Annotated in this window: 12 protein-coding genes; 5 read left to right on the top strand and 7 right to left on the bottom strand. The window is 34.4% G+C overall.

The features are described 5' to 3' along the window. Positions 1 to 2: 2 nt before the first annotated feature. Positions 3 to 437 carry a NucA/NucB deoxyribonuclease domain-containing protein gene (locus ACIGHG_RS04310; protein ID WP_396547499.1) on the bottom strand — a complete coding sequence of 145 codons (435 nt, stop codon included), beginning with the start codon at positions 435 to 437 and terminating at the stop codon, positions 3 to 5. Positions 438 to 697: 260 nt separating this feature from the next. On the opposite strand from ACIGHG_RS04310, the gene ACIGHG_RS04305 reads away from it, so the two are divergent. Continuing rightward, positions 698 to 1,456 carry a DUF3967 domain-containing protein gene (locus tag ACIGHG_RS04305; RefSeq protein ID WP_336473528.1) on the top strand — a complete coding sequence of 253 codons (759 nt, stop codon included), beginning with the start codon at positions 698 to 700 and terminating at the stop codon, positions 1,454 to 1,456. A gap of 30 nt (positions 1,457 to 1,486) precedes the next feature. Here ACIGHG_RS04305 and ACIGHG_RS04300 read toward each other — a convergent pair whose 3' ends face one another. After that, positions 1,487 to 2,773 carry an ATP-binding protein gene (locus tag ACIGHG_RS04300; protein WP_336473529.1) on the bottom strand — a complete coding sequence of 429 codons (1,287 nt, stop codon included), beginning with the start codon at positions 2,771 to 2,773 and terminating at the stop codon, positions 1,487 to 1,489. A 215-nt stretch (positions 2,774 to 2,988) separates the two neighbouring features. On the opposite strand from ACIGHG_RS04300, the gene ACIGHG_RS04295 reads away from it, so the two are divergent. Both ACIGHG_RS04295 and ACIGHG_RS04290 read left to right on the top strand, forming a co-directional pair. Then, entirely contained in the window at positions 2,989 to 3,189 is a 201-nt protein-coding gene (locus ACIGHG_RS04295) for a hypothetical protein (protein ID WP_336473530.1), read from the top strand. Positions 3,190 to 3,296: 107 nt separating this feature from the next. Further along, positions 3,297 to 4,454 (top strand): aminotransferase A, encoded by a 1,158-nt coding sequence (locus ACIGHG_RS04290; protein WP_090914216.1) that lies wholly within the window; start codon positions 3,297 to 3,299, stop codon positions 4,452 to 4,454. 15 nt (positions 4,455 to 4,469) lie between these two features. On the opposite strand, the gene ACIGHG_RS04285 is transcribed toward ACIGHG_RS04290, so the two are convergent. The 4 genes from ACIGHG_RS04285 to ACIGHG_RS04270 form a co-directional block, all read right to left on the bottom strand. Continuing rightward, the gene (locus ACIGHG_RS04285) at positions 4,470 to 5,498 is read right to left on the bottom strand and encodes a LacI family DNA-binding transcriptional regulator (protein ID WP_090914214.1); all 1,029 of its coding nucleotides are present in this window, start codon (positions 5,496 to 5,498) and stop codon (positions 4,470 to 4,472) included. A gap of 335 nt (positions 5,499 to 5,833) precedes the next feature. Continuing rightward, entirely contained in the window at positions 5,834 to 6,676 is an 843-nt protein-coding gene (gene malD, locus ACIGHG_RS04280; RefSeq protein WP_090914212.1) for a maltosaccharide ABC transporter permease MalD, read from the bottom strand. Further along, positions 6,677 to 7,978 carry a carbohydrate ABC transporter permease gene (locus ACIGHG_RS04275; protein ID WP_336473531.1) on the bottom strand — a complete coding sequence of 434 codons (1,302 nt, stop codon included), beginning with the start codon at positions 7,976 to 7,978 and terminating at the stop codon, positions 6,677 to 6,679. A gap of 78 nt (positions 7,979 to 8,056) precedes the next feature. Then, complete coding sequence (locus ACIGHG_RS04270) at positions 8,057 to 9,319, bottom strand: sugar ABC transporter substrate-binding protein (RefSeq protein WP_336473532.1); 1,263 nt, start codon at positions 9,317 to 9,319, stop codon at positions 8,057 to 8,059. 304 nt (positions 9,320 to 9,623) lie between these two features. Here ACIGHG_RS04270 and ACIGHG_RS04265 point away from each other — a divergent pair, with 304 nt between their 5' ends. After that, a complete protein-coding gene (locus ACIGHG_RS04265) occupies positions 9,624 to 11,384 on the top strand; it encodes an alpha-glycosidase (protein ID WP_396547334.1) in 1,761 nt (586 codons plus the stop codon). 222 nt (positions 11,385 to 11,606) lie between these two features. On the opposite strand, the gene ACIGHG_RS04260 is transcribed toward ACIGHG_RS04265, so the two are convergent. Next, positions 11,607 to 13,283, bottom strand: a complete 1,677-nt coding sequence (locus ACIGHG_RS04260; RefSeq protein WP_396547497.1) for a glycoside hydrolase family 13 protein — start codon at positions 13,281 to 13,283, stop codon at positions 11,607 to 11,609. Between the two features lie 278 nt (positions 13,284 to 13,561). Between ACIGHG_RS04260 and ACIGHG_RS04255 the strand changes: the two genes are divergently transcribed. Continuing rightward, a complete protein-coding gene (locus tag ACIGHG_RS04255; protein ID WP_336473535.1) occupies positions 13,562 to 14,662 on the top strand; it encodes an ABC transporter ATP-binding protein in 1,101 nt (366 codons plus the stop codon). Positions 14,663 to 14,695 lie beyond the last annotated feature (33 nt).

Raw genomic sequence — 14,695 nt, 5'->3', positions numbered from 1 at the left:
TATTATTTCACAATAAATTTCACACGTGTTCCATCTGGATATTGATCCAATTGATTACCGACCCAAGAACCTGCACCTCGGTTATCTGCAGGACTAATATATTCAATATGTGCTCCTTTTCCGCCTTCTTTACACATCGCCATCGGCCATTCATCACGATCATATCCTTTCTTTGGTGGATATGGAGCTAATGATTGCTTTCTTCTATCTGCAGCACCCTTTCGATCAATCGTACAAATTTTAGAATGACCATCTTGTATTGCATTTTCAATATGATTTCCTGTTTCAGGATACTGTTTTTTCGGAAACTCAAGAATTTGGTCGTATGCTACGTCTTTCTTATTCTCTGGTTCCGGTACTATCAAAATTTTGTATACACCAATTAGTAAAGAAAGGATTGCAACGATTGTAATTAAAATACCTTTAACTTGTTTCATCTGATCTAAGTCCTCCATTTTCTTGCCGCTAATATGGAACGTTTCTCCTCCTCATCCTGTCATTATAACAAATTTCATATTCTTATATTTTCAGACATTATTCTATATTCCTGTCTTCTTTTCCATCAAAAACATGCTGTTTTATGCAGCATTCCACTAATCGTGTAGAAAACTTTCAACCTTCCGACATTTTTTTTCAAAGGAAGTACAAAACAAGAAATGGAATTGATATACATGATACTTTTTAGGGAGGAAATGTCATGAGTGGAACATATAAAACGAAAGATGTCACAAATAAAACGGGAATCCCCAAAAATGTAATTCGCAAATATAGCCAACTTTTAGAACAACATGGCTATTTTATTGATAAAACAGCTCAATCTCGCTCGTATAAAATGGATGATTTACGAATATTAAAAATGATTCACGAACGAGCCGCTACATTGGAAGAAGATATTATGGAAACGATTGCATTTATACTAAAAGGGGAAGAATCTCCAGCAGTGTCTCCTGCTATTATAGAGGAAAATAACAACTTGCAACCGAATGAACAAAGCAAAAAATTTGAAGAATTCATGCACAAATTAGATATGCTCGCCCAATTAAACGAAGCCATTATTCATCAAAATTCAACCCTTATTACGCAGAATCGTTTAAAAGATGAAAAGCTAAATGAATTAATTCACCAAGTATATGTAAAAGAAGTAAACCAAGAAGAAATGTTGCAAAGTCTTGTGGATCATGCCGCAGAAACTGATGCGCTCCAAAAAGAAAAAATGGATCTACTCATGAACCATATGTATAAGCGGGAATCCAAACAAGAAGAAAAAATGAACAAACTTATGAATCAAGTTTATAATAAAGAAAGTAATCGTGATGTACAACTCATGCAAGTAATTCGAGAAATTCAAGAAACAAAACGATTAATTGCCGCTTCGCAAGAACAAAGTTTATTTAAATCGTTTAAAAATTTATTCGTTCGATTTAAATCTGAAAAAACGGGAGAAATAAATAAATAAAAAATAAAAGTTACCGTACCTTGGTAACTTTTACTCTTTATGTACAATGTTTTGCATCGCATCTGGTAAGGTAATAATCGCTTCCGTTCCTTGTCCTATTTCACTTTTATATACAAGTGTACCACTATGAGCTTGCAAAATACTAAATGTAACCATTAATCCAAGACCTGTTCCCTTTTCTTTCAATGAATAGTATGGTTGTCCAAGTCTCGCAAGCTGCTCTTTCGTCATTCCAACACCGCTATCTTTAACACGAATAACAATAGATTCATCTTTTTGCCATGCTGTCACTTTTAAATATCCTTTATTTTCTTGAATTGCTTCAATCCCATTTTTCACAACATTCATAATCGCTTGTTTTAATTTCGTTTTGTCACCTATCGTATATAAATTTTCTGCAATTTCAACTTGTAAATATACACCTCGCATTGCAGCAAATGAAGACATTAACGTAGTCATTTCAATAAGTTGTGCAGATAAACAAATATGTTCTTTCTTATCAATTTGCGGCCTTGCTAAATTTAAATAGTCTGAGATAATTTGTTCTGCCCGGTCTAATTCAGCTAAAACAAGACGCATGTATTCTTTATTTTTCACATCTTCTGTACTTTCCAATAATTGAATAAACCCGCGTACAACTGTAAGTGGATTACGAACTTCATGAGCTACACTCGCTGCTAACTCGCTAACAATATTTAATTTCTCAGATTTTTGCATTTCTGTTCGTAACATTGCATTTTCATATAAATATTCTGTTAAGTAAACTTGGAAGGTCATCGTCATTATCATAATGAAAGAAGCAAATATATATTCGCTATATAAATAAGATATCATTGGTGTAAATCCCTTTCCAAATAACAGACCAAATATTTCAAATCCTAAAGAGATTAGAGTATAAACAGATGCCAACATAAAAGATAAAACCATTTTTTTATGTCTCGAAAATGTACTCCACTTTTTAGACAATAAAAAAGGAATGACAGAGATAAAAGTAACTTCTAGTACACGCAACCAACTTAAACCATTGAGAAATCCATCGTATAAAATGGCAATTATAGCTGGAATGATACCAACTATGCCACCATACAAAAATGCACTAATAATTGAAATTTGATGAAAATCATAATTACAAGTTTCCCAAACACAAATCGGATACGTCATCGAAAGAATAAGCGTAATTGTTGATAATAATACAATAAAATAGCGATTGGGCTTTTGATTCATACTTTGATAACGATTTAAACGAATTGCTTCATACAAAAATAGCGGCAAAATAATGATAGCAACTTGAATCATTAAGTCGCGGATAAGTCCCATCCCCTCATCCCCTATATTCATTTTGATATGATTATATCATTTTATTGACAAATTTGTTTAATTTTTTAGATTATTCCAAACATTTCCGTAAATAATTTGTGAAGATTCATTCACAAGTGTTACAACTTTTCGAAATGATTGTAAACCATGTATCAAATTATCCCAATGCCATATACAATAAATACAGGATAAGAAATCGATTGGAGGAAGATAAAATGACAGGAACTGCGCTCGTCTTAAACGAGGAAAATCTTGTTGTATTAGAAAATATTGAGAAATCAGTGTACGAAGAATTACAAGGGCGAACAGGTACAAATGATTGTACATGCTCTGTAAACAACTCAGTAGTGCATTTAGGAAAAATTTCTTCTGTTCTTTGGAGTGAAGACGAAATCGATTGGGAATACGGTTATTAAACAAAAGGTCGCTTTAGCGGCCTTTTTTATTTGTAGCTTTTCAAAGCGATTATATGATAAATATGATAAAATAAAATAAATTTTGCAACGGAAGAAAGGGAGACAAAATGGAACAATTTATTAACCCTCGCGTAAAGGACATTCAAATTTCTGGAATTCGTCAATTTTCTAACATGATTCAACATTATGATGATCTTATTTCACTCACAATTGGACAACCTGACTTTCCAACGCCTTCTTTAGTAAAAGAAGCCGCTAAGCGAGCTATTGTAGAAAACTTTACAAGTTATACACATAATGCGGGCTTATTACAGCTTCGTCAAGCCGCTTGTGATTTTTTTAAAGAACGCTATGATTTAGTATATTCTCCTGAGAATGAAACAATTGTCACTATTGGAGCAAGTGAAGCAATTGATATTGCCTTTCGTACAATTTTGGAAGAAGGAACAGAAGTAATTTTACCAGCTCCTGTCTATCCAGGGTATGAACCTATTATTCGTCTGTGCGGTGCAAAACCTGTTTTTGTAGATGTTCGTAAAACTGACTTTCGCTTAACAGCAAAAGCACTTGAAGAAGCAATTACAGACAAAACACGGTGCGTCGTACTACCATATCCATCAAATCCAACTGGTGTAACATTATCTAAAGAAGAACTTGAAGAAATTGTGGCAGTATTAAAGAATAAAGATATTTTTGTTCTTTCCGATGAAATTTACAGCGAACTTGTATATCAGGATAAACATATATCTATTGCAAATTTCCCAGAAATGCGCAACAAAACAATTGTCATTAACGGTTTAGCCAAATCTCATTCTATGACAGGATGGCGCATCGGCTTTTTATTTGCCCCAAACTTCTTAACAAGTCAAATTTTAAAAGTTCATCAATATAACGTTACATGTGCAACTTCAATTTCCCAATATGCGGCAATCGAAGCGCTAACAGCAGCAAAGGACGCTCCCCGTATGATGCGTCATCAATACAAAAAACGCCTTGATTATGTATACAACCGTCTTGTACAAATGGGATTAACTGTAGAAAAACCAACAGGAGCATTTTATCTCTTTCCTTATATCGGTAATTTCTCTTCCTCTTCTTTTGATTTTGCAATGGAACTTGTGAAAGAAGCGAAACTTGCAGTTGTTCCAGGATCGGCATTTTCTGAATACGGTGAAGGGTTCATTCGTATTTCTTATGCTTATAGCATGGAAATGCTGAAAGAAGGCTGTGACCGTTTAGAAACATTTATACAACAAAAAAACTAAGAGGAAATCCTTCTCTTAGTTTTTTTTATTTTCACTACAAGTCTGACGTTTCACCAATTTATGAGGAATAATAATACACTTTGGTGAAACTTCACAATGTTCAACTTTGTCAACTAAGTATCTAGCCGCTTCGTAGCCTAGTTGATAAATATTTACATCTATCGTTGTTAATGGTGGATTTGCAATTTCAGATAATAATACGTTATTAAAACTAACAATAGAAATATCTTTCGGTACGGAGATTCCCTTTTCTGATAAAGCACTTAATACACCTAATCCTATTAAATCATCCGTCGCAATAATAGCTGTTGGCTGTGCACCAAGTGTCATAAGTTTTTCTACTGCTTCTTGACCACTTTCTCGTAAAAAACCAAGATTTAAAATATACTCAGATGGCAGAGAAATATCAGCTAATTTTAATGCATCTGTCATTCCAGCAAGGCGATCTTTCGTAACGAGTAAATCTGAATCCCCACCAATAAAAGCAATTCGGTCATGTCCAAGTGAAATTAAATATTCCGTTACTTCTCGTGCCGCCGCATAGTTATCATTATCAATATATGTAATATCTTCTTTTCGCTCATATGGCTTACCAATAAGAACAAATGGGAAATTCTGTTCATGTAAATATTCTAAAATACGGTCATTCATACGGGAATATAAAAGAATAATACCACCTATTTGTCTTCCTTGTACCATTTTCACAACACCATTAAAAATCTCTTCTTCCGTTTCTCCCGTTGACATATACAATGAATATTCTTCTCCATGTGCAAATGAGCTAATTCCTCGAATCACTTCTGGAAAAAATGGATTTTGAAAGGCTTTACTCGCAGAACTCGGCATAACGAGTCCAATCGTTTTTGTTGTTTGGTTTGCAAGACTTCGCGCATTTAAATTCGGGTGATAGCCTAATTCAGCCATTACTTTCCGAACACGTCGCTTTGTTTTCTCACTAATGCTCGGATTATCAGCAATTACACGTGAAACCGTAGAAGGAGCAACATTTGCTTTTTTTGCCACGTCTTTAATTGTAACTGTCATAAATTTGTTCCTCCTCTCTTCTTTTCTTTAAATCATTTATACAAATTACTTCTATTTCCATTCCCCATTAACGGGCAGTAAACTTTCCACCTCAAGATTCAGAGAAAATGAAGAAAACAGATGATGGATAAAGCCCTCTCACTGATAAAAAATCCACTTTATTCCATCCGAAAAATTTCTATCAATGTCAGTCTATAATCTCCCTCTCCATGTATTGTAAGGGATAGAGCATTATTTTCCTATACTATATGCTATTTTTTTTATAATTACCCTGTTCTTATATTATCTAAACCGATATTCCTATAAAAAAAGATAAATGAGACATGCTGTCCCATTTATCCCTTCGTTCCTCCAGCTGTTAAACCAGAAATAAAATATTTTTGCAAAGATAAGAACAAAATTGAAATTGGTATTGCAATTAATACCGAGCCTGCCGCAAATGTTGTAAATTCATTACCGAATTTTTTCGCTACCATTTCATATAATCCAACAGCTAATGTATAATTTTCTGGTGTACGTAAAATGATACTCGCTAAAATAAAATCAGTAAATGGACCAATAAAAGTAAATAACGCTACAACCGCTACAATTGGTTTTGCTAAAGGCATAATAATTTGCCAAAAAATCCGAAAATGTCCTGCCCCATCCATACGAGCTGATTCGTCTAATTCTTTTGGAATCGTATCAAAGTATCCTTTCATGAGCCACGTATTCATCGGAATTGCACCGCCAACATAAATTAAAATCAACGCAATATGTGTATCCATTAATCCTGTTAGCTGCGCTAAAACATACAATGCAATTAACGCTGAAAAGTTTGGGATCATTTGGAGAATTAAAAATGTTAGTAACCCATTCTTTCTTCCGACAAAACGATATCTCGAAAATGCATATGCTGTAAAACTAATTGACAATACAGAGAAAATCATTGTCAAAATACTAACTTTCAACGTATTTTTATACCAAAGTACATAGTTACTTTGCGAGAGATCAAGTAGTTTTTTGTAATGATCCAGCGTTGCATTTTTAGGAATGATACTTGATCCAGAGAGACTATCTCCTGGGTTAAATGATGATCCTACAATCCATAATAATGGATAGAAAATAATTACACACATCATGAAAATTACAAAATAACTTAATGAAAGACGTAATATCTTCTGTCGTTTTATGTTCATTTACATCATATCCTCTTCTTGGAATGATTTTGTTCTTTTAAATTGCCATAAAGCAACTGAAATAACAATTAACGATAAAATCATCGTAAGTGCTGCTGCTTTCCCATATTGAGACGATGTCATCGTCAACTTATAAATCCAAGAAATTAAAATATCTGTTCCGCCTGCATTTTGTCCCGATACAGCTGGACCACCGTCGTTAAACAGATAAATAATACTGAAATTGTTAAAGTTGAACGTATATTGCGTAATTAAAATAGGAGCAGTCGCATATAAAACGAGCGGTAATGTAATTTTACGAAATTGTTGCCAAGCTGTCGCACCATCTACCGTCGCAGCTTCATACAATTCACTTGGAATCGATTGCAGTATACCTGTCGTCATTGCAAAGATAAAAGGAAAACCAAGCCATGTTTGAATGGAAATTAAGGCAACTTTCGTCCAAAATGGGTCTGTCATCCAAGCAATTTTTTCAATTCCAAATAGAGCTAACACTTGATTGTTAATGGCACCAAATGATTCATTAAACATCCCAGCAAATACGAGAATCGATACGAATGCTGGAACGGCCCAAGGTAAAATAAAAATGGTACGAATTATCGCTTTCCCTTTAATTCCTGGCTGATTCACTAAAATTGCCAAGAAAATCCCAAGCGCTACTTGCAATGTCGTTGCGAAAAACGTCCAAATGATTGTCCAAGAAAATACACTTACAAATGTACTTCGCCACATTGGTAATGTGAAAATATCGACAAAATTTTTAAAACCAACCCAATCTACAAGTTTTGCAGGAGGAGAATGATATAAATCATAGTTTGTAAATGCAATGAGTATGACGAAAATAATTGGAAGTACAACAACAAAGATTAATAACAGAAATCCTGGCGAAACCATCATATATGGAAAGCCTTGGTCTAATAAATGATGATACTGCTCTTTTACAGAGTGTAACGGTATTCCTTCATCACGCCTTTTCCCATTTTGATATGCATCATATAAATTAAAAGCATATACGCTTAATCCAAACACAATAACGATAAGCGCTAAAATCCCTTTTACTAATAGAAAGATAGAGTGATCACGAGGAACTTCTGTACCGAGCGTTACAATCCCCCACAACCCAATATTTAATAAGTCAGCAAATGCTACAAAAAACGAACAAGTCAATACTAAAAAAATAATACCTTTTACATATTGTTTATTGTACAGTTGACCAATACCCGGAATAATAGACAACGTTGCCGCTGTTTTTCGGTGTTTTGAACCGTTTCCTGCATGAGCTGGTTCAAAGGATGTCTGCATGGTTCTTCCCCCTTTTTTTCTTCCCCTTGGAAGGAGGAGAATTCGTGTCTTTTGTATACAAAAGACACGAATTCTATATTATTTTTGCTTACTATGATTTGCTTCAATGTTTCCTTTAATTTGTTTCACAGCCCCATCAAGTGCAGCTTTTGGATCTTGCTTGTTTGTTACAACTAATTGCAGCGCATCACCCGCTGGTTTCCAAACTTCTTGCATTTCTGGAATATTCGGCATTGGAATACTATTTTCCGCTTGCGCTACTACCGCTTTTGCAACTTCGCTATCTTTAATAATTGGGTCTTCCATCACTGATTTCACTGGAGGAATTTCTTTTGTTTTTTCAAAACGAATTTTTGCATTTTCTTCATTTGTTACCCAATCAGTGAATTTTGCTGCTAAATCTTTATTTTTTGAAAAGCTTGTTACATGCCATCCTTTTACACCAACAAATGTTTTCAACGGTTGACCATTTGGTAATTTTGGCATTGGAGCTACACCATAGTCAATCTTTGCTTTTTCAATCGCTTGAAATGCCCATGGACCGTTCATAATAGATGCTGCTTTTCCTTCATTAAATAATCCATCTGCAGCTGAACCGCCAGACTCACCGATAATACCTTTTGGAAATAAGTTTTCTTTATACCATTTTTGAATATATTCTGCACCTTGTACTGCACCGCTATTGTTTAAACCAATATCTGCTGGGCTCGGTTTACCATCTTTCTCACCAAATACATAACCACCCATACCAGCCATAAATGCATTCGCAAAATAGAAGTTATCTCCTAATGCTAAAAATCCGTATTTCCCGTCTTTCGTAAACCCTTTTGAAAAATTAAACAGTTCATCCATCGTTTCTGGCGCTTTTGGCATTAATTTTTTATTGTAAATAAATACCGGGGTTTCAATAGCTTTTGGTAAACCGTATAATTTCCCATCATATGTTTGTGCTTTTAGTGACAAATCAGTAAACTTGCTCTTAACAGAATCATCTACTTTCATTTCAGAAAGCAGCCCCTCTGTTGCTGCATTCCCAATATGATCATGCGGCAATGTTACAACATCTGGCCCTGTACCAGCCGGACCGTCAAGTCGAAGTTTTTCTTCTTGTTTCGTCATCTGAACTTCTACAACTTTTACTTTTACATTATATTTCTTTTCAAAACTTTTTACGGCTGGATCTAAAGCAACACCTTTTTTCTGATCTTCCCAAACAAGAAGATCATAATCTTTCTTCTCCTTGCTCGCTTCTTTTTTCCCTGAATCTTTCGGACCACACGCGGATAACATTCCGATTGTCAAAGCTGAAACTGTTAATAAAGATAACGCTTTCTTCTTCATCCCTAACTACCTCCTAAAATATGTACATAATAACCAAAAAATGAAAACGTTTGCATATAATAGTTTAATAGAAGCACAAACAACTTTCCAATCTATGAAAACGTTTGCGCTATTTGTCTATCATTATACATTCTTTTATAAATTTTGCAATATTATTTTTTTAAAATTTATAAAGTTAATCTATACATCCATTGACTTTATATGGAATGAGTACTACTCTTATAAGCAATATTAAAAGTATATTAAAAAGCAATCGTTTGCAGCATATATTTATTGATAAAAATATTCAAGGGGGACTTTCTATATGTTCAAAGAAGCTATATACCATAGGCCAAAAGATAATTACGCATACGCTTACGATCAAAAAACACTTCACATTCGGCTGCGTACAAAAAAAAACGATGTAGATGTAGTTTCCTTCATTTATGGTGATCCATATGAATGGCAAAATGGGAAATGGCTCACAGCAAAAATATCAATGAAAAAGAGTGGTTCGACAGATTTATTTGATTATTGGTTTGTATCAATTGAACCGAAATTTAAGCGCTTACGATACGGGTTCGAACTAAAAAACAGTACTGAATCTATCATTTTTACCGAAAGAGGCTTCTTCTCCGAAGCACCTACCGACGATGTTGGCTATTACTTTTGCTTCCCATTTATTCATGAAAAAGATGTTTTTACAGCCCCTTCATGGGTAAAAGATGCAGTGTGGTATCAAATTTTCCCAGAGAGATTTGCTAATGGAGATCATACATACAATCCAGCTAACTCTCTTTCTTGGGGCAGCACAAATCCAACCGCAACAAATTTTTTTGGCGGGGACTTCGCTGGCATTATGAATCATCTTGATTACCTTGTGGAACTTGGTATTTCTGGTATTTACTTTACCCCTATCTTTACAGCGCACTCTAATCATAAATATGACACAATTGATTATATGGAAATCGATCCTCAATTTGGGACGAAGGAAACATTTCAGAAGCTTGTAGAAGCATGCCATCAACGTGGTATAAAAATCATGCTAGATGCTGTATTTAATCATTGCGGATACTTTTTCGATAAATTTCAAGATGTTCTTGAAAAAGGAGAATGCTCTCCTTACAAAGACTGGTTTCATATTCATGAATTTCCAATTACAACAGCACCTTTGCCTAATTATGATACTTTCGCTTTTACACCACATATGCCAAAACTAAATACTACTCATCCAGACGTAAAAGAATACTTACTAGAAGTAGGACGTTATTGGGTACGAGAGTTTCACATTGACGGTTGGCGACTTGATGTTGCAAATGAAGTGGATCATAGCTTTTGGAGAGAGTTCCGTAGTGAAATAAAAGCAATTAATCCTGAAGTATATATTTTAGGAGAAATTTGGCATGATGCACTCCCATGGCTACAGGGCGACCAATTTGATGCTGTTATGAGTTACCCTGTTACAAATGCCCTTCTTTCTTACTTTGCACATGAAACGATTAAAGCTAGTGAATTTATGGAACACATTACAGCATCTTTACATTCATATTCCATGAATGTAAATGAAGCTGCCTTTCATCTATTAGATAGCCATGATACACCGAGGATTTTGACAACTTGTAATGGAAATAAGGATAAAGTGAAATTACTATACGTATTCCACCTTTCTTTCATTGGTTCACCATGTATTTATTATGGTGATGAAATCGGTATGGATGGTGGAATGGATCCTGATTGCCGAAAATGTATGGTTTGGTATGAAAATAAACAAGATAAAGTATTATTTAAGCATATACAAACATTAATTTCACTGCGAAAACAATATAAAGCCTTTAGTGGACATGGTTCATTTCAATGGATTGAAACAAATAGCAAACACGATTATATCTCTTATATAAAAACATACAAAGACGAAACAATCTTTTTTGTTTTAAATGCAACAAACCAGAAAATTACAGCTCCTATCCCTTATGATATCGCTGGCAAAAAAATTATAAATCTATATACAAAAGAAGAGTTTTCTGCCGATACAAACTCATTACAAGTTACACTTCCACCATACGGATTTTCAATTTTAACATGGTAAATCAAAAAAGCCTTGTTTTCTATACAAGGCTTTTTTGATTTCATTTTTCACGTAAGACGAAGCAGCAAACACCCTGCGATTCTATCATGTCCGGCAACTATTCTCTAAAAACTGAGATGTGTTGTATCTCATCATTTACAAGCCACGTGTCGTTTTTATGTACCAACATAACCCTCTTTTTACACAATCTCAAAGCCTCTCTATTGCCTAGTTATATATTGCTTATTTCAATTTGTACACCCGTGCTTCATACGGTTGTAGAACAATATTTTCAATTGATTCATCCTGCACATCATAATTGTGGATTAATAACTCTAAATTACTATATGTTATCTCTTTCGGTAATTCAAATACACATGAAGCTTCAGTAAAATTCGCAATCACAACTAATTTCTCATCTTTCCATGTTCTTACATAAGAAAAAATAGATGGATGATCTTCTAAAATTAAATCATACGTACCATACACAATGATTTCATGCTTTTTACGAAGCTCAATCAATTTCTTATAGTGATAAAAAATTGAATTTGGATCACGTAATGCCTGCCACGCATTGATGTCTTTATAATTAGGATTTACTTGAAGCCACGGATTACCCGTTGTAAACCCAGCATGTTCGCTGTCTTCCCATTGCATCGGTGTCCGAGCATTATCGCGGCCTTTCACATAAATAGATTGCATTACTATTTCTGGATTCTCACCACGTTCATTCACTTTTTCGTGATACATATTCAGTGTTTCAATATCACGGTACTCATCGATTGAAGCAAATTTGACATTTGTCATTCCAATCTCTTCACCTTGATAAATATAAGGAGTGCCTTTCATCATATGAAGTACCGTCGCTAACATTTTCGCTGACGAAATACGATAAGTTGTATCGTTACCAAAGCGAGAGACAACACGCGGCTGATCATGATTGTTCCAATACAAACTATTCCATCCTATATGTTCTAATGCTTTTTGCCACTTTGTTAAATTCTGCTTTAGCGTAAGGAGTGAGCATGGTATCACATCCCATTTACCGTTTTCTCCAGAATCTAAATCCATATGTTCAAACTGAAATACCATCTGTAATTCCTGACGCTCTTCATCTGTATAAAGTTTAGCTTCTTCCGTTGTTGCACCTGGCATTTCACCAACTGTCATAATATCATATTTAGACAGCACTTCTTGATTCATTTCATGTAAATACGTATGAATATTAGGTCCATTCATAAAATATTGATGCCCTGATACATATCCTTCTTCTTCGGTATCAACAGCTGGGAGCCCTTCTGTTTTTGAAATAAAATTAATGACATCCATACGGAAACCATCAATCCCTTTTTCAAGCCAAAATTCCATCATTTCATAAATCTCTTTACGCACACGTTCATTATCCCAGTTTAAATCCGGTTGCTTTTTTGAGAATAAATGTAAATAATATTCATCTGTTGTTTCATCATACTGCCAAGCAGATCCACTAAAAGCAGCTCCCCAGTTATTTGGCTCTTTTCCACTTTTTCCTTTACGCCAAATATAATAATCTCGATATGAATTATCCTTTGATTTCCGAGATTCAACAAACCAATGATGTTCATCTGAAGTATGATTGACAACTAAATCCATCATTAATTTCATATTACGTTTATGCATTTCTTCTAACAATTCATCCCAATCATTCATCGTCCCAAACTCATTCATAATCTTACGATAATCGCTAATATCATAACCATTATCATCGTTTGGAGATTCATAAACTGGCGATAACCAAATTACATCAATGCCTAGTTCTTGCAAATAATCAAGCTTTGAAATAATTCCGCGAAGATCACCAATACCATCACCATTACTATCCATAAAGCTGCGAGGGTAAATTTGATATACAACACTTTCTTTCCACCACTGTTTCTTCATCATGCTACCCCATTTCATTATTTAATTACAAATAGGCGCAAACGTTTTCATTAGTGAATGATAACAGATTTTAAATAAAATGAAAACAGACTTACACCTTTCCTATTATCAAATAATTGTAAAACCAGCGCCCTGCTAATACTAAGAACACAATATTTAAACTACGCTTTCAAAAAACATGAAAACGTTTTAATTTTTTTATTTCTTTTTTTCATGCCTTCATTTATAATAAAACGAAAGAAAACGTTTGCACACTTTTTTTGCTAGGGGGAAAAGTTATGGCAGAACTAAAATTAGAAAACATTTACAAAATATATGATAACAATGTAACAGCAGTAACAGATTTCAATTTACACATACGAGATAAAGAGTTTATCGTATTCGTTGGTCCATCTGGATGCGGGAAATCAACAACATTACGAATGGTCGCTGGTTTAGAAGATATTTCAAAAGGTGAATTTTCAATTGATGGCAAAGTAATGAATGATGTTCCTCCAAAAGATCGCGACATTGCAATGGTCTTTCAAAACTATGCACTCTATCCGCATATGAGTGTTTATGATAACATGGCATTTGGCTTAAAGCTTCGTAAAATAACAAAAGATGAAATTGATCGCCGCGTGAAAGATGCAGCCCGTATTTTAGGACTAGAAGAATATTTAAATCGAAAACCAAAAGCATTATCTGGAGGACAACGACAACGTGTTGCATTAGGACGTGCCATTGTTCGTGATGCAAAGGTTTTCTTAATGGACGAGCCATTATCAAACCTTGATGCAAAATTACGTGTAACAATGCGCTCAGAGATTTCTAAGCTGCATCAAAAACTTGGGACAACAACTATTTATGTAACACATGACCAAACAGAAGCTATGACAATGGCATCGCGCCTTGTTGTTATGAAAGATGGGAAAATACAGCAGATTGGAACACCAAAAGAAGTATATGAAACACCAGAAAATATTTTCGTTGGCGGATTTATTGGCTCTCCTGCGATGAACTTTTTCCGTGGTCAGTTAACAGGGACTCACTTTGTAATAGACAATAAGATAAAAATTAAAGTATCTGAAGGAAAAATGAAACTACTAAGCGAACAAGGCTACAGCAATCAAGAAGTTATTTTAGGAATTCGCCCAGAAGATATTCATGATGAACTCTTATTTTTAGAAGCTTCACAAGATACAACATTTACAACAAAAATCGATGTTGCTGAACTATTAGGCGCAGAATCTATTTTATATATGAAACTTGGAGGTCAAGATTTTTCAGCACGTGTCGATGCGAGACATACTTTCACAAATGGTGATCAAATCCAGCTTGCTTTTGATATGAATAAAGCGCACTTCTTTGATGTAAAAACCGAAAACCGCATTCGCTAAATACAAAGAAACCGTCCATATTCATGGACGGTT

Source organism: Bacillus sp. NPDC077411, from assembly GCF_044543425.1.
In the GTDB taxonomy this organism is placed as follows: domain Bacteria; phylum Bacillota; class Bacilli; order Bacillales; family Bacillaceae_G; genus Bacillus_A; species Bacillus_A bruguierae.
The sequence above is the reverse complement of the archived record's forward strand: the minus strand, read 5'-3'. Positions and strand labels throughout refer to the sequence as shown.

Excerpts from the sequence above, each read along its gene's own strand:
- ACIGHG_RS04310 (WP_396547499.1), bottom strand. The coding sequence starts at position 437 with ATGAAACAAGTTAAAGGTATTTTAATTACAATCGTTGCAATCCTTTCT.
- ACIGHG_RS04305 (WP_336473528.1), top strand. The coding sequence starts at position 698 with ATGAGTGGAACATATAAAACGAAAGATGTCACAAATAAAACGGGAATC.
- ACIGHG_RS04300 (WP_336473529.1), bottom strand. The coding sequence starts at position 2,773 with ATGGGACTTATCCGCGACTTAATGATTCAAGTTGCTATCATTATTTTG.
- ACIGHG_RS04295 (WP_336473530.1), top strand. The coding sequence starts at position 2,989 with ATGACAGGAACTGCGCTCGTCTTAAACGAGGAAAATCTTGTTGTATTA.
- ACIGHG_RS04290 (WP_090914216.1), top strand. The coding sequence starts at position 3,297 with ATGGAACAATTTATTAACCCTCGCGTAAAGGACATTCAAATTTCTGGA.
- ACIGHG_RS04285 (WP_090914214.1), bottom strand. The coding sequence starts at position 5,498 with ATGACAGTTACAATTAAAGACGTGGCAAAAAAAGCAAATGTTGCTCCT.
- malD (WP_090914212.1), bottom strand. The coding sequence starts at position 6,676 with ATGAACATAAAACGACAGAAGATATTACGTCTTTCATTAAGTTATTTT.
- ACIGHG_RS04275 (WP_336473531.1), bottom strand. The coding sequence starts at position 7,978 with ATGCAGACATCCTTTGAACCAGCTCATGCAGGAAACGGTTCAAAACAC.
- ACIGHG_RS04270 (WP_336473532.1), bottom strand. The coding sequence starts at position 9,319 with ATGAAGAAGAAAGCGTTATCTTTATTAACAGTTTCAGCTTTGACAATC.
- ACIGHG_RS04265 (WP_396547334.1), top strand. The coding sequence starts at position 9,624 with ATGTTCAAAGAAGCTATATACCATAGGCCAAAAGATAATTACGCATAC.
- ACIGHG_RS04260 (WP_396547497.1), bottom strand. The coding sequence starts at position 13,283 with ATGAAGAAACAGTGGTGGAAAGAAAGTGTTGTATATCAAATTTACCCT.
- ACIGHG_RS04255 (WP_336473535.1), top strand. The coding sequence starts at position 13,562 with ATGGCAGAACTAAAATTAGAAAACATTTACAAAATATATGATAACAAT.